Source organism: Luteibacter jiangsuensis (assembly GCF_030812295.1).
Classification (GTDB): domain Bacteria; phylum Pseudomonadota; class Gammaproteobacteria; order Xanthomonadales; family Rhodanobacteraceae; genus Luteibacter; species Luteibacter jiangsuensis_A.
Genome location: NZ_JAUSSK010000002.1, coordinates 282,898 through 301,277, shown reverse-complemented (window position 1 = coordinate 301,277; position 18,380 = coordinate 282,898). Strand labels below are relative to the sequence as shown.

The 18,380-nt window shown below is 66.2% G+C and carries 12 protein-coding genes; 6 read left to right on the top strand and 6 right to left on the bottom strand.

Going from position 1 to position 18,380, the window contains the following annotated elements:
* Positions 1–20: 20 nt before the first annotated feature.
* The gene (bglX, locus tag J2T07_RS06750) at positions 21–2,198 is read right to left on the bottom strand and encodes a beta-glucosidase BglX (RefSeq protein WP_306848439.1); all 2,178 of its coding nucleotides are present in this window, start codon (positions 2,196–2,198) and stop codon (positions 21–23) included.
* A 326-nt stretch (positions 2,199–2,524) separates the two neighbouring features.
* On the opposite strand from bglX, the gene J2T07_RS06745 reads away from it, so the two are divergent.
* From J2T07_RS06745 to lanKC, 6 genes are all read left to right on the top strand, one after another.
* Complete coding sequence (locus tag J2T07_RS06745) at positions 2,525–3,289, top strand: ABC transporter ATP-binding protein (protein ID WP_306848438.1); 765 nt, start codon at positions 2,525–2,527, stop codon at positions 3,287–3,289.
* On the top strand, positions 3,286–5,646 hold the full coding sequence (locus J2T07_RS06740) for an ABC transporter permease (protein ID WP_306848437.1): 2,361 nt from the start codon (positions 3,286–3,288) through the stop codon (positions 5,644–5,646). The genes J2T07_RS06745 and J2T07_RS06740 overlap by 4 nt, the downstream gene beginning before the upstream one ends.
* Before the next feature lie 11 nt (positions 5,647–5,657).
* Complete coding sequence (locus J2T07_RS06735; RefSeq protein WP_306848436.1) at positions 5,658–7,031, top strand: sigma-54-dependent transcriptional regulator; 1,374 nt, start codon at positions 5,658–5,660, stop codon at positions 7,029–7,031.
* A 202-nt stretch (positions 7,032–7,233) separates the two neighbouring features.
* Positions 7,234–8,397, top strand: coding sequence for a sensor histidine kinase (locus J2T07_RS06730; protein WP_306848435.1), 1,164 nt, complete (start codon positions 7,234–7,236; stop codon positions 8,395–8,397).
* A 210-nt stretch (positions 8,398–8,607) separates the two neighbouring features.
* The gene (locus J2T07_RS06725) at positions 8,608–8,736 is read left to right on the top strand and encodes a hypothetical protein (RefSeq protein ID WP_306848434.1); all 129 of its coding nucleotides are present in this window, start codon (positions 8,608–8,610) and stop codon (positions 8,734–8,736) included.
* 40 nt (positions 8,737–8,776) lie between these two features.
* Positions 8,777–11,461, top strand: a complete 2,685-nt coding sequence (gene lanKC, locus J2T07_RS06720; RefSeq protein ID WP_306848433.1) for a class III lanthionine synthetase LanKC — start codon at positions 8,777–8,779, stop codon at positions 11,459–11,461.
* A gap of 38 nt (positions 11,462–11,499) precedes the next feature.
* Here the strand turns inward: lanKC and J2T07_RS06715 are convergent, their stop codons facing one another.
* The 5 genes from J2T07_RS06715 to J2T07_RS06695 all read right to left on the bottom strand — a co-directional run bounded on the left by J2T07_RS06715 (position 11,500) and on the right by J2T07_RS06695 (position 18,320).
* A complete protein-coding gene (locus J2T07_RS06715) occupies positions 11,500–13,797 on the bottom strand; it encodes a TonB-dependent receptor (RefSeq protein ID WP_306848432.1) in 2,298 nt (765 codons plus the stop codon).
* A 46-nt stretch (positions 13,798–13,843) separates the two neighbouring features.
* Positions 13,844–14,173, bottom strand: coding sequence for a DUF2946 family protein (locus J2T07_RS06710; protein ID WP_306848431.1), 330 nt, complete (start codon positions 14,171–14,173; stop codon positions 13,844–13,846).
* A gap of 141 nt (positions 14,174–14,314) precedes the next feature.
* A complete protein-coding gene (locus J2T07_RS06705; RefSeq protein WP_306848430.1) occupies positions 14,315–15,910 on the bottom strand; it encodes an MFS transporter in 1,596 nt (531 codons plus the stop codon).
* Complete coding sequence (locus J2T07_RS06700) at positions 15,907–17,334, bottom strand: efflux transporter outer membrane subunit (RefSeq protein WP_306848429.1); 1,428 nt, start codon at positions 17,332–17,334, stop codon at positions 15,907–15,909. The genes J2T07_RS06705 and J2T07_RS06700 overlap by 4 nt, the downstream gene beginning before the upstream one ends.
* Positions 17,331–18,320 carry an HlyD family secretion protein gene (locus J2T07_RS06695; RefSeq protein ID WP_306848428.1) on the bottom strand — a complete coding sequence of 330 codons (990 nt, stop codon included), beginning with the start codon at positions 18,318–18,320 and terminating at the stop codon, positions 17,331–17,333. Before J2T07_RS06695 ends, J2T07_RS06700 begins: the two co-directional genes overlap by 4 nt.
* Positions 18,321–18,380: the final 60 nt, after the last annotated feature.

The window sequence follows — 18,380 nt, the reverse complement described above, 5'->3', positions numbered from 1 at the left end:
TTGAGCGAGGAGCGATGCCGTCAACGGCTCAGTAACACGAACGTCGTGGGTATGCCCGTTGCCGACGAACCCGTGAGCCATACCTGGAAGTCGCCCGGCTCCGCTTCGAACGTGGTGCCGTCGCGATGGGTAAAGGCGAGATCCTTGCGAGTCAATTCAAAGGATACTTTCTCCGATGCACCGGGAGCGAGCATGATCTTGCGGAAGGCCTTCAGCTCGCGCACGGGCCGGACCCGGCTGGCCACGCGGTCGTGGATATAGAGTTGCACCACCTCTTCGCCGGCGACCTTCCCGGTGTTGGTCACGGTGGCCGATACGACGATGGTTTCGTCCCAGCGCACCGTCGACTTCACCTGGGGAACGCCGTACTCGAAGCTCGTGTAGCTGAGCCCGTGTCCGAAGGGGTACAGCGCGTCGAACGTGACTTCGCGATAGCGCGACTTGAACGCCGGTGGCTGGTCGGACAGCTCCGGACGTCCCGTGCGAAGGTGGTTGTAGAAATAGGGCTGCTGTCCGGCATCCTGCGGGAAGCTCACGGGCAGGCGCCCCGAAGGGTTGTAGTCGCCGAAGACCACATCGGCGATCGCGGGACCGGTCTGGCTGCCGAGGAACCAGGTGACGAGGATCGCATTGGCCTCGCGCACGGCGCCCGCTAGCGCCAGTGCCCGGCCGTTTTTCAGAAGCACCACGACCGGCGTGCCCGTCGCGGCCACGGCTTCGGCCAGCGCCTGTTGTGCGGGGGGGACCACGATCTGCGTGCGCGATTGCGCTTCGCCGGAATAATTCTGCGGCTCACCGATGGCGAGCAGCACCACGTCCGCCTGTTTCGCGGCGGCCACGGCGGCCTCGATGCCGCCCTCGATGGGATCTTCGATGCCGCAGCCGACGACGACGTCGAGCAAGCCCGCGTCCGCCAGGGCGTCACGCAGTCCGGTCTGGATGTCGACGTGGCGCCGCTTGTCGCCGAACAAGGTCCAGCACCCTTCGAGGTTGTCGACGTCGGTCGCGAACGGGCCGATCAGCGCGATTTTCTGTCCGGTCTTGCGCAGCGGCAGTACGCCGTCGTTCTTGAGCATGACAATGGAACGACGCGATGCATCGCGTGCGAGTGCCGCGTGATCGGCATTCAGTGAGGTGTCTGCCTCGGCGGCGGGATCGAGCGAACGATATGGGTTGTCGAGCAGGCCGATGGCATGTTTCACCGAGAGCACGCGACGCACGCCTTCGTCGAGCACCTCCATCGGCACGTCGCCCTTCTCGACGAGGTCGGCCAGGTGTGTCGCATAGAAGCCGCTCTGCATGCTCATGTCGACGCCGGCAAGGAACGCCAGGCGCGCCGCGTCGCGCTCGTCGTCGGCGAAGCCGTGGGCGATCAATTCCATATCGGCGGTGTAGTCGGAGACCACGAGGCCTTCGAAGCCCCATTCGCCGCGCAGGATGTCCGTCATCAGTTCGCGGTTGGCCGATGCCGGTACGCCGTTGATGTCGTTGAACGCGCTCATGAAGGTGAGTGCGCCTGCGTCCATGGCCGCCTTGAAGGGTGGCAGGTGCACATCGCGGAGTGTCTGCGGCGCGATGTCGACGGCGTTGTATTCCATGCCGCCGGCGACGGCGCCGTAGGCGGCGAAATGCTTCGGCGTGGCGAGGAGGGCATCGTCGGCCGTCAGGTCCGGGCCCTGGAAGCCACGTACACGCGCCGCGGCGAATGCGGATCCCAGCACCACGTCTTCACCGGCACCTTCGGCCACGCGGCCCCATCGCTGGTCACGCGCAATGTCCACCGCTGGAGCGAACGTCCAGTGGACGCCCGCCGCGGTGGCCTCCACGGCGGTGGCGCGCGCTGTGCGCTCGGCGAGGTCCGGCTCGAAACTGGCCGCTTCACCGAGGGGGATCGGAAAGACGGTACGCATGCCGTGGATCACATCCGCTCCGAACAGCAGCGGAATCCCGAGGCGGCTTTCCTCCACGGCGACGCGTTGCGCCTCGCGGCCTTCCGCGGCACCCACCCCGTTGAACAACGCGCCGACCCTTCCGGCACGGACCTGCTCAAGCACCTCGGCGGCACCGCGGGCATTGGTCTCCGGGTTGATATCGGGTGCGAAGGGGCGCACGGCATCGGCGAACACGCCCAGCTGGCCGACCTTCTCTTCGAGGGTCATGCGGGCGATAAGGTCTTCGATGCGGGGGTTACGGTTCATGGGCAAGGCCTTGGGGGACGGAGCGACGGCGAACGGAGGCACGTCAGGCGGGCAAGGATACTGGCATCCGGCGACGAAGTGGGCACGTAAATGATGTTACATGTAAACGATTACGTCGTTGGGGCGCAATGCATTTACATATGTGAAGGGTGTCAGTGCGCCGATCGGGGCGGCAAAGGGGGGTACCTCGTCCGGGACGTTGGCGAGCGCTATCGCTACGTCTTTCCGGCAGCGTTGGCGTTCTCTTGACACAGGAAGGTCTAGCGCCCGGGACAACGCTGTGGACTGCAGTTAGGCTGGGTGAACCGCCGCACCGGAGTTTCGCGATGCAAGCGCACACGCGGCCATCGATCATCGAGATGCATGGCATCGGCAAGGTCTTCCAGGCTGGATCGATGGAGTGTCAGGTGCTGACCGACATCCACCTGACTGTGCGACAGGGGGAATTCGTGTCGATCGCCGGTCCGTCGGGATGCGGAAAGACAACCCTGTTGTCGCTGATGGGCCTCCTGGACGTGCCCAGTCATGGCGAACTGCGTTTTCGCGGCGAATCGGTTCACGCCATGGGGCGCGCGGAGAGGGCCCGCCTGCGCAACCGGCATATCGGTTTCGTCTTCCAGGCGTTCAACCTGATCGACGACCTGAGCGTGGCGGAAAACGTCGCGTTGCCCCTGAGTTTCCGGAAGGACGTGATGGCACGCGATCGTGCCCGGCGGGTCGTCGAAGCATTGGGCAGCGTAGGCATGGCGCATCGCATGCGTCACTACCCGGCCCAGCTATCGGGAGGACAACAGCAGCGGGTGGCGGTGGCACGGGCATTGGTGGGCGACCCATCGATCCTGCTTGCGGACGAACCGACCGGTAACCTCGACCTGCACAATGGCGAAACCGTGATGGCCTTGCTCAACCGCCTGCACGTGGACGGCCGGACGATCTGCATGGTGACGCACGACGACCGTTTCAACGCGATGGCCGATCGCACCGTTCGCCTTCTCGATGGCAGGGTCGTCGACGAGAGTACGTTCCGGCAGTTGCAGAGCGAGGCGGATTCGGGTCTGGCCGCACGGCGGCACAGCGCATCGTTTCCATGAGCCGGATCACGGACATCGTGCGCTTCTGGCGGGCCTCGCCGCGCCAGCCAGGTTCCCTTTTACTGGCGTCGGCGACACTCGCCATCGGAGTGGCCGCCCTGGCCGGCGCGTTCACGCTGATGGAAGCCGTATTGCTCCGTCCACCACCCTGGCCCAACCATGCCAATGTCGCCGTCTACGGCGGCCGTACGGCCGACGATCCCATGCGTGCAGCCTCACCGAGCCTCTACGACATGGTGGGAAGCCCCGAGTCAGTGCGCTCGCGCGGTGCCGCCCGCATGCCGGAGGCGATGAACGTCGTTTATGGACGTCATCGGGGCCTGCTGCGGACGCAACGCGTCGATGTGGGCTTCCTGCCGACGCTCGGCATCGTTCCCGCACTCGGCGAACGTGTGCCGTCCCGTATGGGAGGTGCGGAAGTGATGGTGTCGAATGCGCTGTGGCACCGTTGGTTCGACGCCGACGCGATGGCGGTCGGGCGGGTACTGCTGGTCGATGGCCAACCGATGCGTATAAGCGGCGTCCTGCCGGCGGACTATCGGTTCTTCGCTGATGTCGACCTGATCCTGCCCCTGGTCCTTCCCTCCAACACCACCGATCGCGTGGAGAACATGACGGCGGTGGCCCTCCTTGCGCCGGGAAGCATCACGGCATTTTCCGAGAGCGTCATGGACACCGTCGGACGTAACGCTGCCAGGTTGCATCTGGAGCCGGCGGATACGCGGTGGTACGGCGCGACACCCCTGGACACGCTGACGGCTCCAGGCGCCAGGGCGACCATCTGGTTATGTGTCGGGTGTGCCTTGCTCGTGCTCATCGTGGCTGCGATGAACGTCTCCAACCTCATGCTGACCCGCGCACTGGATCGCACGCAGGAAACCTCCTTGTTGTTCGCACTGGGAGCCACGGGGTGGCGGCCGTGGATTCCGGCACTGTCAGCGGCGGTGGTCACCGCACTGCTCGCGGCGGTGATAGGCATGCCTGTGGGTGCCCTCCTGGTGATGGCGTTCCGCCCCCTCGTGCCGGATAGCTGGCTGGCCTCCGCCGGACCGTTGGCGCCCGGGAGCGGCGTGCTGGTGGCGGTTCTTGTCAGCGTCCTGCTTGCCGCCCTGCTGGCAACGGGCAGCGCGGTGGCCCACCAGCATTTCGCCACGACCGGCTATCCGGCCCCGGCTTTCGCGCCGCGGCGTGTGTATTCGGCGATGGCCCTGGTGCAGACCGCGCTGGCCACCTTGCTGCTCTGCGTCTCGACCGCGGCGGCATTGCGCTGGTGGCGCCTCGACCAGCTTCCACTGGGTTTCGACCACGCAAATGCCCTGGTGATGGAAGTCCGCGCGCCACCCGCATGGTATGCGGGGCGCGAGGCCACCGAACGGCTCGCAACGAGCCTGCGAGCGAAGGCCCTGCGATTGCCGGGCGTCGAAACCATGGGGTGGTCCACCCAGCTCCCCGTCGGTGACGGCTTCGTGATGCCATTCCTTCGTCCTGGCGGAGCCGTGGTGCGGCTGCAGTACGCGGTGGTGACGCCTGGCGCGCTCGAGTCGCTCGGATTGGAAAAGACCCGTGGCCGATGGTTGGAGGACGGCGACCGAGGCGATTCGGAGCGTGTCGTGGTGGTGAACCAGGCTTACCTCGAACAGGTCGATGGATACGGTGTGGGCGGTATGGTGCGCCCAGCATCGGGTCGCCATGCCGCGCGGATCGTCGGCGTCGTCGCCAATACGCCACTCGCGGGTGTTTCGGCAGAGGCCGAACCGGCGGTGTTCGTTCCGCTCGCGCAAATCGATCACCTGTCGTTCGCCACCGTTCGTCAGTGGACATCGATGTACGCCGTGCTGCGCGGGCCAAGCGTTGGCCCCGCGACCGGAGACGCCTTCGCACGTATCGTCCAGGACATGGCGCCGTCCCTCGCGCCCGCCAATGCGCGAGCGCTCGACCAGGTGGCGCAGATGGCATACGCGGAGCCACGCCGCGATGCCGTGCTTCTCTCCAGCTTCGCAGGGTTCGCCCTGGCGCTTGCCTGCGTAGGCCACTATTCGGTGCAGGCAGTCGAGGTGATATCGCGTCGCCGCATGTTCGCCTTGCGCGGCGCGTTGGGTGCAACACCCGCGGCTCTCATGGCGCAAGTATTGCGGCGGGCCCTGGTATGGGCATTACCCGGTGTCGCCGCGGGATTGCTGGCCGCACTTGCCGCGCATCGATGGTTGTTCGTGACGGACACCGCCCTGGGCATGAGCGATCCATGGGTATTCGCCACCGTGGTGCCAATGATGACCGTGGCCACGATCGCCGCCGTGCTGTTGCCCGCATGGCGGGCGGCCGCGGTGGAACCTTGGCGCGTCCTGCGCAGTGACTGAAAGGGCCAGACATGTACCGAGATAACGGAGTCCAGGTGCCGGTGCTCGTCGTCGACGATCATGCCGACGTTCGCTTGGCGATGCGTATGCTGTTGCGCTCGGAAGGCATTCCGTCCGTGGAGGTCGACTCCCCAGGCGCGGCGCTCGATGCCGTGTCGCGGCGCGAATTCGCTTGTGTGATCGTCGACCTGAATTACTCCGCCGATACCACGTCGGGGCGCGAGGGGCTCGAACTCGTGCTGCGTATCCGCGAGGAGGCACCGGAACTGCCATTGGTGGCCATGACGGCCTGGGGAAGCATCGACGTGGCGGTGCAGGCCATGCGCCTGGGCGCCGCCGACTTCATCGAAAAGCCCTGGAACAACGCTCGGCTGATCCACACCTTGCGCGGTCAGATCGCCTTGCGCGAGATCCGCGAAGAGAACAGGCGGTTGCGCACGGAAACCGCCTTGGCCCGTCAATCCGGGGACATGCTGCGCGTCTGTGAATCGTCCGCCATGCGGCACGTGGTCGAGCTGATCGAGCGGATCGCCGTCGGTGACGCGAACGTGCTCATCCTGGGTGAAAATGGCACGGGCAAATCCTTGTTCGCCCGTCAAATCCACGCGCTGTCGAAACGCGCGGAGTATCCGGCGATCCGCGTCGACATGGGCAGTCTTCCCGAAGCGCGCTTCGCCGACGAGATGTTCGGCGAAGACAAGCCGGTGCCGCGGTCCGGCCGCTTCGAACTGGCCCATGGGGGAAGCCTGATCATGGAGGAAGTCACCAACATCCATCCTCTGCAACAGGCGAAGCTGCTGCGCGTTCTCGAGGAGGGCGAACTGGAGCGTGGCGGAACGATGCGTACGCGGCGAGTCGATGTGCGCATCATCTCCACGACCAACGCCGATCTCGATGTCGCCATCCGCAACGACCGCTTCCGCCGGGACCTGCTCTACCGGCTCAACGCCATGCAGGTGCGCCTGCCCCCCTTGCGCGAACGCCATGAAGATATCGTGCCACTCGCACGTCACTTCATGTTGCGGGACTGCCAGCGCCGCGGACGAGGCGCCATGACATTCTCGCCTTCCGCAGAACGCGTGTTGCGGGGCTACGACTGGCCAGGCAACGTGCGTGAACTCGAGCACGCGGTCGAACGCGCCGCCCTTCTCGCCAATCACGACACCATCGATGCGGAAGGTCTCGCGCTACGCCGTCCCAGCGACACGCCGCTGGCGCTCGACGGCCTGACCTTGCCCGAGGCCGAGGAACTCCTGGTCAGGAACGCCCTGGAGCGCAGCGAGCATAACCTGCAACGTGCGGCCGATGCGCTTGGCATCTCGCGCCAGGCACTCTATCGCCGACTCGGCAAGCAGCGAACGAAGGGTGCGGAGTTGGCCGGATGAACCGTGGCCGCCATCATGTCCTCCGGTACTAGCGAGGATGACTTCCACCTGGCATCCCGACAGGATGCGTCACGGGGTCATGACGTGGGCGGGTGTCGTCCTCCTGCCGATGACCGTGTCGGGTGGCGCCATGGCGGTTTGCGATGGATTGCCATGGACGATCCGCGCGAGTGCCTTTTCCGCCGGACTGGCGCTCACGCTCGTGCTGGGCTGGTTTGCCGGGCATCGTGCACTGGGAACATTGGCTTCTGTATCCGACCTCCTCGGTGCGCTGCGCGAAGGCGATTTCGGCATGCGTGGCCGGGTACGTCCAGGATACGACCCCCTGCAAGACCTGATCGCCGATGTAAACCTTCTCTCCGACGAGCTTCGCGAGGGGCGGCGGAAACGGACGGAGACCTCGCGCTTCCTCGGCAAGACGCTCATCGCACTGGGCGACCCGGTCTTCGTCGTCGACGACGAAGACATTTTGCGGCTCATCAATCCTTCCGCCCGCAAGCTGATCGGTGCCGAGAGGAGTGCGGTCATAGGCCGGGACCTTAAGCCGCTCGGGCTCGCCGAAGTCCTGGCCGCGCCCGACAACGCCGTTTTCAACTGGCGTTTTCATGGAGGGAGCGGACGTTGGTCGATCCGACGCGCCACATGGCACAGCGATGGACGAGAGCACAGACTGGTCATGCTGCGCGACCTTAGCCTTGCGCTGGGAGAAGAGGAGAGGCGGGCCTGGCAGCGCCTGATCCGCGTGTTGAGCCACGAGTTGAACAATTCGCTCACGCCGATAGGCTCGCTCGCCGGCAGCCTCTCGACCCTGCTCGCGGCGCGCGGTGTCGACGAGACGCGCGAGGAGTTGCAACTCGGACTGGAAGTCATCGAGCGCCGCGCCGCTTCGTTGGCCCGGTTCCTGTCCGGCTACGGCAAGCTGGCGCGGCTACCGCCGCTGCAACTCCGCGCCTTCCGTCTCGACCGTGTGCTTGCCCGGCTGGCAGTGCTCGATCAGCGCCTGCCCGTCGCGGTCGGCGGCACGGAGGCCGTGACGATATGCGGCGATGAAGACCAGTTGACGCAGGCCTTCATCAATCTCCTGCGCAACGCCGTCGAGGCGGCACTTCCCGTGTCTGGCTCCGTACGGGTGGACTGGCGCATGGAAGGCCGGCATGTCCGGGTGGTCATAGAGGATCGCGGTATCGGATTACCTTCCAGCGACGCGCTATTCGTTCCCTACTTCACCACCAAACCCGAAGGATCGGGCATTGGCCTCAGCCTCACCCGGATGATCGTGGAAGCGCACGGCGGCACGGTGGACCTTTCACCCATGACCGATGCGCCGGGGGCCGTCGCGACGGTTCGTCTCCCCCTTGGGGACTGAGGATCGCGATGTCCGGAAACGGACGCCGTCGTCCATTTCCGGACATCGCGGCGCCCGCTTTCGATCGACTGCCCGAGAAACATGCGTCGCTCGGAGCGATACCACCATGCATGGGCATTTTCGTCGTTGCCAGCTGCTGGCTGCGATATCTAGATTCGCCTTGCATCCGCGCGTCGCGGAGGCGAACTCATAGCCCACGGGAGGGAAGGCATGGACCGGATATTGGATCTTCAGCGATTGACGGCGGAGATGGACTCGGTGGACGTGACGGGCACCAACTACAGCAGCTGCAGCCATCGTGCCTGCTCGATCGCCAACTCGGATGGATTCGAGGACTGACCGGTTCACGACGACAACCCTTCACAGGAAGCACCGAAGCATGGAGCGACGTACGGAATTGCTGCACTACACGGCGATCGACCGCGAGTTCTTCGAGCCCTATGGACGGCATATCGTCGATTCGGCCGACTTCGTCGAGCTGGTTCGCAAGGTCGTGCCCGAACAGTGGCAGATGCGGCGCGCCGGCATATGGATGCATTGCGCCCCGCCGGATCTCACGTTACCGGCGCAAGGCTGGAAGATTCACGTCTCGTCCGTCGTCTCGACGGCACGCATCGTCCTTTCGATCGCGGCGGCGACGCTGGCCGCCGCCGGCGTCGCGTTCAAGTTCGCCGCCGATGCTCGAATACTGTCCGCGGTGAATGGGAAACGCTGGCCGCGTGGTGGATCAGGCAAGTTCATTACCGTTTATCCGCGTGACGCCGCCGATTTTCGCGGCATCATCGACGATCTCCATGTCGCGCTTTCGGGGTACGCCGGGCCCTATATCCTGAGCGACCGACGGTATCGCGATTCGCGTGTCCTTTACTACCGCTATGGCGGAATCGCCGGTGAGTACCGCGTCGCGGCGGACAGCCGGTCTGAATGGTTGCTGCGGCGGCCGGACGGGCTGACGGAACCGGACGAGCGCAAGCCGCACTTCCACCTTCCGGACTGGTTGCGCGACCCGTTTCCGCGCGACGAGGTGGCCGGGCCGGGCGGCGCACCGCTCCTGGGTGGAGGCCGCTACCGCATCAGGCGATCGCTGTCGTTTTCCGCCGCCGGTGGCATCTACCTGGCCGACGATCTCGATGAAGGCCGTCCGGTGATCGTGAAGGAAGCGCGTCCCTTCATCGGGGGTGGCGACACCGCGACGGTGATGTTGCGCAAGGAATACCGGTTGTTGCGTCGGCTGGCATCCCTGCGCATCGCACCGGCACCCGTTGCGTATTTCCAAGACTGGGAACATAGCTACCTGGTCGAAGAATACGTCGAGGGCGATACGCTGCGCAGCTGGCTGGCACGCAGGTATCCCTGGTTGAAGACGCGGGCGACCCGCGCCGACGTCGCTGGCTTTCTGGACGAGGTGGTGGGGGTGTTCACCAGCATCGCGCGGAACCTCGAGTGCCTGCATGCGGCAGGAATTTCGATGGGCGACTTGTCGTTTCACAACTGCATCGTCACCGCCGACGGAGGCACTCGCCTGATCGACCTGGAATCGGCGGTCGAGGAAGGCCTGGATCATCCGGTGGACGTACGTACGCCTGGATTCGCATCGCCCCTGTCCAGGCGCGAGATGCCCGTCGACGCCCGTGCGGAAGACGTCTATGCCTTCGGTGCGAACCTCGCCGCGGCGGTCATGCCCATGAATGCCATGCTTCCGCTGGACCGGGGCACCGCGCTTCGCTTCGCACACCGCATGTCGGCGGACATGGGTTATCCGGAGGCTTTCGTCCGGGTCCTCGAGCAGTTGCTCGCCGTCGACACCCACCGGCCGCCGCCACCTGTCGCAGCCATGGCATCGCTGCGTGCGTCCCTCGCCGACTTGCCGCATGACACCGCGCCCGTGCCCTACCTCGCGTCGTCCACGGAAGCAGCTACGGACGCTGCCGATGCATTGTTCGACTATATCGACGAGCGGGCGCGCGGCGCGCGTGCGGACCGCTATGTGCCTGCCGGACCCGAGGTATTCGAGACGCATCCCTGGGGGGTGGCTCATGGCGCCGCGGGCGTGCTCCACGCCTATCTACGCGGCGGCAGGACGCCGCCCGCGGGGCTGCTCGCCTACATGCTGGAGGGCTGCCAGCGGCCGGACCACCGGGGTGACAGCCTCATGTACGGCGATGCGGGTATTGCCTGGGTGTTGTTCGATGCGCGTGCGCATGCCGAGGCCGCGTCGCTGCTGCGGGCGCGGTCGGCTGGCGACGGCATTCGTGAGCGCCATGGTCTGTACGATGGAATGGCCGGATGGGGCTTTGCACGGATCAAGGCATGGCACGAGACAGCCGAGGCGGGCTTTCTCGCCGACGCGTGTGTCGCCGGCGAGATGCTCCTGCGTGACGCGCGTATCGACAATGGCATGCTGCACTGGCCACGCGGACAGGTACGACCCGTAGGTCTTGCGCACGGTGCCGCCGGCATCGCGCTGTTCCTGCTCCACTTGCATGTGGCCACCGGTGACGAACGTTTTCTTCGCGGCGCGCGCGATGGACTCGCCTTCGACCTCGCCCAGCGCGGTATCAATCCCGATGGTGCCGCGAGCTGGCCCAGGGACGTGGGGGGAACGACGCTGTTTCCCTACCTGCGTAACGGTACGGCCGGCATTCTCGCCGTCGTCGCACGCTTTTTCGCATGCACGGGTGACATTCGCTACCGCGAGATCGTGCTCGATGCGGAAGGCGACCTGCTGCGGAGGTATGCCGTGTCGCCGGGCACCTATGACGGCCTGGCCGGTATCGGCGAAACGCTGCTGGATCTTGCGGTCCTGCTTCCCGAGCGTGCATCGATCTACAAGGAAGCGGCACATGGCATCGCGCGAGGCATCGAGCCGTTCCTGGTGCGCCGCCCCGGTGGCCTCGCCGTACCCGGTGCGGAGCTGCTTCGCCTCAGTTGCGACCTGGCAACGGGGAACGCCGGCGTGGGAGCGTTCTTCGACCGTCTCTGGCGTGGTGGTCCGGCGTCCTTCATGCTCGACGAGCACATGCCTGCAGCCGCGTGGGATCGCGCGGTGCAGGCGGCGGCCTGACCGATGCGCGGCGGCGCCCTAACGCCGCCGCGCATCGGTCAGAGGTGGAAGGTCGCTTCCATCAGGCAGGTTCGTGACGGGTAGGGGTAGTACACGTAGTAACGTCGATCGGTGAGATTGTCGATACCGATGCCGAGCGAGACACGAGGACTTACCTTCCAGTCCACCTTCGCATCGAAGACGAGGAAGTCGCTGGCCCCGCCGAAGGTATCCGGGTTCACGTCGCTGTGGTCGAGCGTGTTGTACTGGCGTCCCGAATAGCGTCCGGCCAGGACCAGCGACAGTCGTTCCGTGGCACGCCACGTGGCGACCACGTTCGCTCTCCAGCGCGGTATGCGGTAGAACTGCTTTCCTTCCGACGCGGGATTGCGCGTGTTCCGCAGGGTCGTCGCCTGCGTATACGCCGCATTGGCGGTCAGGTCGAACCCGTGCCAGAAGACATCCTGGCCGTCGTAGCTGGCTTCCGCGCCGCGCGTGCGCACCCGATCCACGTTCTGCACGCTGGTGACGTTGGGAAACACGGTGGTGTCGGTCTGGCTGAACAATGTGTCCCGGGTGTCGCTGCGGTAGAGGGTGAAACGGGTGAGGCTGTTCGCCCGGTACCACTCGACCGACAGTTCACGCGACAGGTCGTTCTCCGGCCTCAGGTGAGGGTCGTTGTTGACCAGCGAAATGCCGTTGAAGGTGCCCTGGAACAATTCGTTGACCGTGGGAAAGCGGTACGCGCGTGCGCCGGAGAGTCGCACCACCATCGAGTCGGTCGCGCTCCAGGCCAGCGAGGCCTTCGGTGAGGTATGCGATTCATCACGCTCCGGATAGCCGATCGAGGTGGTGCCTGTCGCGCGTGAACCGCCGAAGGCCCGCCATTGCTCATACCGTGCGCCGACCGTCAGGCGCCAGCGTTCATCGAGTTGCCATGCGTCCTGCAGGTATGCCGCCTGGGTCTGCGTGCTGCCACCATTGGCGGCGGTACGTGGGCCACGGGCTCCATTGCGCCACCCGGCGAGCGTGTAACTGGCATTGTCGAGCCGGTAACCGTCGAAGTGATAGCCGAAGCTCACGGTATGTGTGTTCGGCGAGAGGGTATCGGGCGTATGACTTGCGCGCAGGTCGAACGTGCGCCAGCGGCTGCCGTCGCCCGCGGTCAGCAGGCCGGCCCCGTTTTCGGTCACGCCGGCAGCCACGCGGTCGCGATTGCGGCCCATGTCGAACATCGACGCGTCGGACTCGATGTTCCATCCGCTCGTTCGGTGCGTGCCTAGCGACATGCCGTAGAGGGTGTTCCGGCTCTGTCGTGTGCTGGGTGCGAAAAAATTCGTGGGGATCGTGTACTGACGGCCATCGATCGTGACCGGGCCCGCCCACACCGGCTTGCCTTCGCCGTCACGCAGGAATGTTTCCGTGCGATGCGACAGGTCTTGCTTCCAGTAGCCCGCGGTGAACGCACCGGTGAGGTCGGGCGTGAAATCGTAGGTCAACCGGATGTGCGCTTCGTCCTGGCGGGTGGCTTCCTGCCCTTCGCTGTTGATGCCCAGCACCTCGCGTGGCAAGCCGTTGGCGCCGGTGTCGGCGACGGCACCCGTGACGGGGTTCGACGTGCCACGCCGGGTGGATCGATTCTGCGTCGCATAGACCAGCGGCTGCCCGTTCGATTGCAGGTGCGCCACGCCGATGAGGAAGGCGAAGCGTCCGGAGCGGTCGCCGATCGTGACGCTCTGCCGGCTGCCGCCGTAGTCGCGGTCCACGCCATAGCTGTCGACATGCTGGGTGAAGGCCTGCACGTGGCCGGAGATCTCCAGTTTTTCGGGCATGCGCGTGGTCATGAGCACGGTCGCGCCGATGGCGTTCCCCGGATATAGCGCCGAATACGCGCCGTAGATCACCTCGACGCGCGCGAGGTTTTCCGGGAACGCCATGGACCAGCGAGGTGGGTTCGCCCAGTTGTTGCCCAACAGGTTGGAAAGCAGCAGCCCGTCGAGGTAGACCAGGCCACGCGCGCTTTGCTGGTTGCTGGTTCCGCGGACGGAAAAGGTCGCGTTCTCGTCGCCGATGAAGCGTTTGCGGATACCGAACGAGGGCAGGTACTTCAGCGCGTCTTCGCTATTGACGATATTGAGCCGGTCGAGCTGCGCGGCGCTGACGGTTTCGACGGCCGAAGGCATGTCGGGATCGATATCGCTGGCATGGCTCGCGGCGGAGACACGTACTTCGCGCAGCGTCGTGGCACGTTGCGGGTCGTCGTCGCCACCCGTGGCATGGGCGGCAAGGGAGGAAGCGCCAATGGCGCAGGCGATGGCACGCGCGAGCGCGCGTCCATGGTCGGGAAGCAGAGGCATGGGAGCAGGGTCCGTGGTCGTGGGCGTACGTCGGGATCGGGAACGATCAGGCGTGCGCGGTGGACGGTGGACCCCGTGGCGATGCATGGGCAGTGAGCGGTGCCGGTCCGGCGTGAACCACCGGGGGCATCGGCGGAGTGGGAGCGGCCGGTACGCGTACATGGCCGATGAAGAACGACCCGGCGAGTGCGGGTTGCTGGGCGAACAAAGTGCAGTAGCCGCAGGCCGCATCGGTATCGCGGGTTTCGTGGCCGCTGTCGTGATGGTTGCCGGGGCTGCTTTCGCACCACGCGCCAAGATCGGGGAAGACGAAGGCTTCCGCCGTCCGCGATACCGTCGGGGCAAGCGCGGTGAGCCAGACGGCGACAAGCGCCATCCATGCCAACCAGCCGCTTCTTATCCGACCTCGACGCACCGGAGCGCCCCTGTGCTGCAAACCCTGGACGTGGGTCCAGGGATCATCGCATGGCCCGTGGTGAAGGCGATGCGACATGGTGTCGCTCCCCCGCGTGCCGGCTCAGGGCGGTGGCAGGGGCGGTACCGCGGGCGGCGTGGCAAGTACGGGAGACTCGCGAAGGAACAACACCAGGGCCACGCCCAGCACGCCCACGCAGGAAGCGAGGAGGAAACCGTCGAGGATGGACAGCGTATAGGCCTGAGCACGCACCGCGGTGGAGAGCAGGGCGGCGCCACGGGCCTCCGCCTCTCCCGCCCCCTGGCTCGCCGCACCCACCGCGCGCGCGTACGCGGCGATGCGCTCGGTGGTGACCGGGTCGCCGGCGATGATGTGCTGGCCGATGAGGTTCGAGTGCCATTGTTCGGCCTTGCGCGTGAACATGATCAGCACGGAGGTGCCGAGTTCGCCGCCGAACAACCGCGCCGTCTGGATGATCGCGCCGAAGGTGATGCCGTCGGCCGGTCCCACATGGTGGCCGAAGAAATAGATCACCGCGGTGAGTTCCAGTGTTTCGCCCACCGCCTGCAGGAGCAGCGCCACGCTGAAGTTTCCCTCCGCCCATTGCGACGTGATGCCGGTTGCCAGCAGGAATCCCGTGGTGGCGATGGCAAAACCGGTGCCGATGGCGAAGCGCGCATCGATGCGATTGAGCAGCCAGGCCACCGTGGGTGCGATGATCAACTGTGGCAGTGCGACCCAGAGCAGTGCGCTGCCCACCTCCAGGGGCCGCAGGCCGCGTACCTGGATGAGGTAGTTGGCGACCAGCGTATTGCTCGAGGTCACCAGGAAACGCGTGGCCAGCACCAGCACGATGAGCAGGAACACGTTGCGGCGGACCAGCAAGCCAAAGTCCACGCTCGGCGTGTCGAGGGTCGACTCGTGGAGCAGGAAGAGGCCCAGGAGGATGACGCCCAGCGCAAGCAGCGTGACGACCAGCGGCGAAGAGAACCAGTCCAGCCGGTCGCCCTGGTCGAGTCCGATGAAGATGAGGGTGAAGCCGGAAGCGCCGATGAGCATGCCGCGGAAATCGCCGCCGCGGAGATAGTCGCGATCGATCGGAAGCCGGCGCAGGCCGAACCAGTACAGTGCGAACAAGGGAAAGGCCACCACCGTGTTCTGCCAGAAGATCCAGTCCCAGGTCACGTGCTCGACGTACCAGCCTTCGAGCGAAGAGGCGACATTGAGGCCGAGGATGATGTTCATCGCGTAGGCGGCCAGACCCCAGGGCCAAAGATTGCGAGGCAGGTTCAGCAGGATGAACGATGCGGTAAGGGGGATGAAGGTACCCGAGCCGAGGCCGGCGAAGATCTGCAGCACGATCATGGTGCGCAGGTCGGGCGAGTAGGGGATCAGGAACTCGGCCACGCCGTAGACCACGCACCCCACCAGCAGGACACGCCGTGGCGTGAACGCGCGGCCGAGGAAGATCGCCAACGGTCCGATCATCATCTGCGACGCCGAGAACGCCGTGGGAATCCATGCCCCCTCGTCGAAACCCGCACCGATCGCACCGCGAAGATCGGCCAGGCCAATGGACGTGAGGCGTGAGGTGAGCGTCGTCGCCACCGCGCCGACGAGCACGGCCACGATGCCCAGCCAGGGCAGGTTCGCGGGAGGTGCGGGAACCGCGGTGGCGGTACCGGCGACCGCGTTCACGGCGAGCCTGCCGCGGTCGCCACGGGTTGCCTCGGCACGCTGTCGCCTTCCTGCCAGCCACCGCCCAACGCCTTGATCAGCGACACGGCGGCGAGGAGGCGCTGCTGGTCGTTCTGGATGGCGGCGCGCTGGCTGGCCAGCGCCTGGCGCTCGGAATCCACCACCTCGAAGTAGCCGGCAAGGCCACGGTCGTAGCGCGAACGGGATACCTTCGCCGCGGCGGTGGCGGCATCCACCGTGGCATCGAGCGCGGTGCCACGTTCGCGCAACCAGTGCGTATCGCCGAGCGCATCCTGCACCTCGCGGAAGGCCACGATCCCGCTTTGCCGCCAGTTCGCGAACGCGCCGCGATAGGCCGCTTCCGCGGCCTGCAAGCGAGAGCGGTTGCGGCCGCCTTCGAAGATCGGCAGATGCACGCCCGGTCCGATCGACCATGCGCGGCTGTCGGCGGCGGTGAGGTCACCCAGGCCATTGCTGGCGACGCCGCCCGAGGCGGTGAGTCTTACCTGCGGAAAGAAGGCGGCCCGCGCCACACCTATCCGCGCGCTCGCGGCCGCAAGCGACCGTTCGTTGCCGGCGACGTCAGGCCGACGTTCGAGCAATGATGAAGGCAGCCCGGCCGGTACCTCGGGTATGTTCGGGGCCCAGGGCCGGGGTGCGACCGAGAAGTCCGGCGCGTTACGTGCCTCGAGCACGGCCAGTGCGTGTTCGAGGTTGTCCCGCCGGCGCCGGGCGTCGGCGAGATCGGCACGGGTCTGGGCCAGGTCGGCGCGTGCACGGAGCACGTCGAGGTCACCGACCACGCCGGCATGTGCACGGCGTTCCGCGAGACGCAGGGCATCCTCGCGCAGGGTTACGGTGCGTGCGAGTACGTCGATGTCGCGGTCCGTGCTGCGCAGGGACAGGTAGGTCGATGCGGAAGTGGCCGCGAGGCTCAAGCGTAGCGCCGCGACCGCATCCGCGCCGCTTTCCACATCCGCGCCCGCGGCTTCCACGCCGCGCCGCACACGGCCCCATAGATCCACTTCGTACGCGACGTCGACCGGCACCCGCCAGAGCGTGGTTTCCAGTTCGGGCAGCCGGTTGGACACATTGCCCGAGGTACGTGCACGTGCGAAGGCGGGATCGAATGCGACATCGGGGAATTCGTCCGCGCGAGCCACGCCCAGCAGGGCGCGGCTCTGGTCGTAACGGGCTAGCGCCACGGCCAGGTCCTGGTTCGCGTTGAGCGTCGCTTCGATATGCTGGCCAAGCTCGTCGTCGCCGAAGAGGTTCCACCACGCATCAGGCAATGCCTCCGCCTGCGCGGGAGCATCACGCCAGTGGGCTGGCGCGGATGTCTCCGGGCGCCGGTAGTCGGGCCCGGCTACGCAGCCACCAAGGCCAAGGACGAAAACCGCCAGCGCGAGCGGCCGTGCGTTCATCGCGCCTGTTCTCCCTCGCGGATCTTGACGATGGTCGACAGTCCCGGCGCCAGCCGCTCGCGATAGCGGCCGAGGTCGCCGGCGGAGAACAGGATCTTCACCGGCACGCGCTGGACCACCTTGGTGAAGTTACCGGTGGCGTTGTCGGGCGGGAGCAAGGCGAATTGTGAACCGGAGGCCGGCGAGAGGCTGTCCACGTGGCCGATGAAGGTCACGCCGGGGATCGCGTCGACCGTCATGCTCGCTTCCGTGCCGCGCTGCATGCCGTGCAGCTGGGTCTCCTTGTAGTTGGCGACCACCCATACCTCGTCCGAGACGATCGAAAGCAGGGTCTGGCCCGCGTTGACCCGCGCGCCCACCTCGACGGTCCGGCGCCCCACGTAGCCGCTCACCGGAGCGATCACCCGGGTGTATCCGTAGGCCAGCAAGGCGTCGTGCAGAGAGGCTTCACCGGTGGCCACCTGCGCCTTGGCCGATTCGCGGGCGGCGAGCGCGGCCACCTTGCGCGCGGCGGCACTGGCACGATTGGCTTCGGCCGAGTCGGCGGCGGCCTTTGCCGCGTCGTACTCCTGTTGCGAGACGCCGCGTGGCGTCTCGTTCACCAGTTCAGCCGCGCGCCGGAGATCCAGAGCGGTCTTTCGTGCGCTCGCCTCGGCGGCGACGATGGACGCATCGGCCTCGACGATCTGCGCCTCCGCGCTGGCCAGCTGGCCCGTCGCCCGGTCGATCTCCGCCCGCGCCTGTTCCACGCGCACGTCGAAATCGCGCGTATCCAGTTCCAGCAAGATGTCCCCGGCCCTCACGTGCTGGTTGTCATTCACCCGCAGCGTCTGCACGGTGCCGGTGACGCGCGGAGCCACGGGATGGATACGTCCCGTCACGTAGGCGTCCGTGGTCGTTTCGGTGCGGTCCAGCCAGAAGAACAGGAGCACCGCCAGCGTGCCAAGCACCAGCAGTCCCCCGATGATGCGCAACGCCTGTTTCATGCAGTCCCTTCCACCCTCGATACGGCGCCCAAACTGCCACCGGCGGCGGTGGGTTTGCTT

Excerpts from the sequence above, each read along its gene's own strand:
- J2T07_RS06715 (WP_306848432.1), bottom strand. The coding sequence starts at position 13,797 with ATGCCTCTGCTTCCCGACCATGGACGCGCGCTCGCGCGTGCCATCGCC.
- J2T07_RS06725 (WP_306848434.1), top strand. The coding sequence starts at position 8,608 with ATGGACCGGATATTGGATCTTCAGCGATTGACGGCGGAGATGGACTCG.
- J2T07_RS06710 (WP_306848431.1), bottom strand. The coding sequence starts at position 14,173 with ATGGCGCTTGTCGCCGTCTGGCTCACCGCGCTTGCCCCGACGGTATCG.
- J2T07_RS06740 (WP_306848437.1), top strand. The coding sequence starts at position 3,286 with ATGAGCCGGATCACGGACATCGTGCGCTTCTGGCGGGCCTCGCCGCGC.
- J2T07_RS06735 (WP_306848436.1), top strand. The coding sequence starts at position 5,658 with ATGTACCGAGATAACGGAGTCCAGGTGCCGGTGCTCGTCGTCGACGAT.
- J2T07_RS06695 (WP_306848428.1), bottom strand. The coding sequence starts at position 18,320 with ATGAAACAGGCGTTGCGCATCATCGGGGGACTGCTGGTGCTTGGCACG.
- bglX (WP_306848439.1), bottom strand. The coding sequence starts at position 2,198 with ATGAACCGTAACCCCCGCATCGAAGACCTTATCGCCCGCATGACCCTC.
- lanKC (WP_306848433.1), top strand. The coding sequence starts at position 8,777 with ATGGAGCGACGTACGGAATTGCTGCACTACACGGCGATCGACCGCGAG.
- J2T07_RS06700 (WP_306848429.1), bottom strand. The coding sequence starts at position 17,334 with ATGAACGCACGGCCGCTCGCGCTGGCGGTTTTCGTCCTTGGCCTTGGT.
- J2T07_RS06745 (WP_306848438.1), top strand. The coding sequence starts at position 2,525 with ATGCAAGCGCACACGCGGCCATCGATCATCGAGATGCATGGCATCGGC.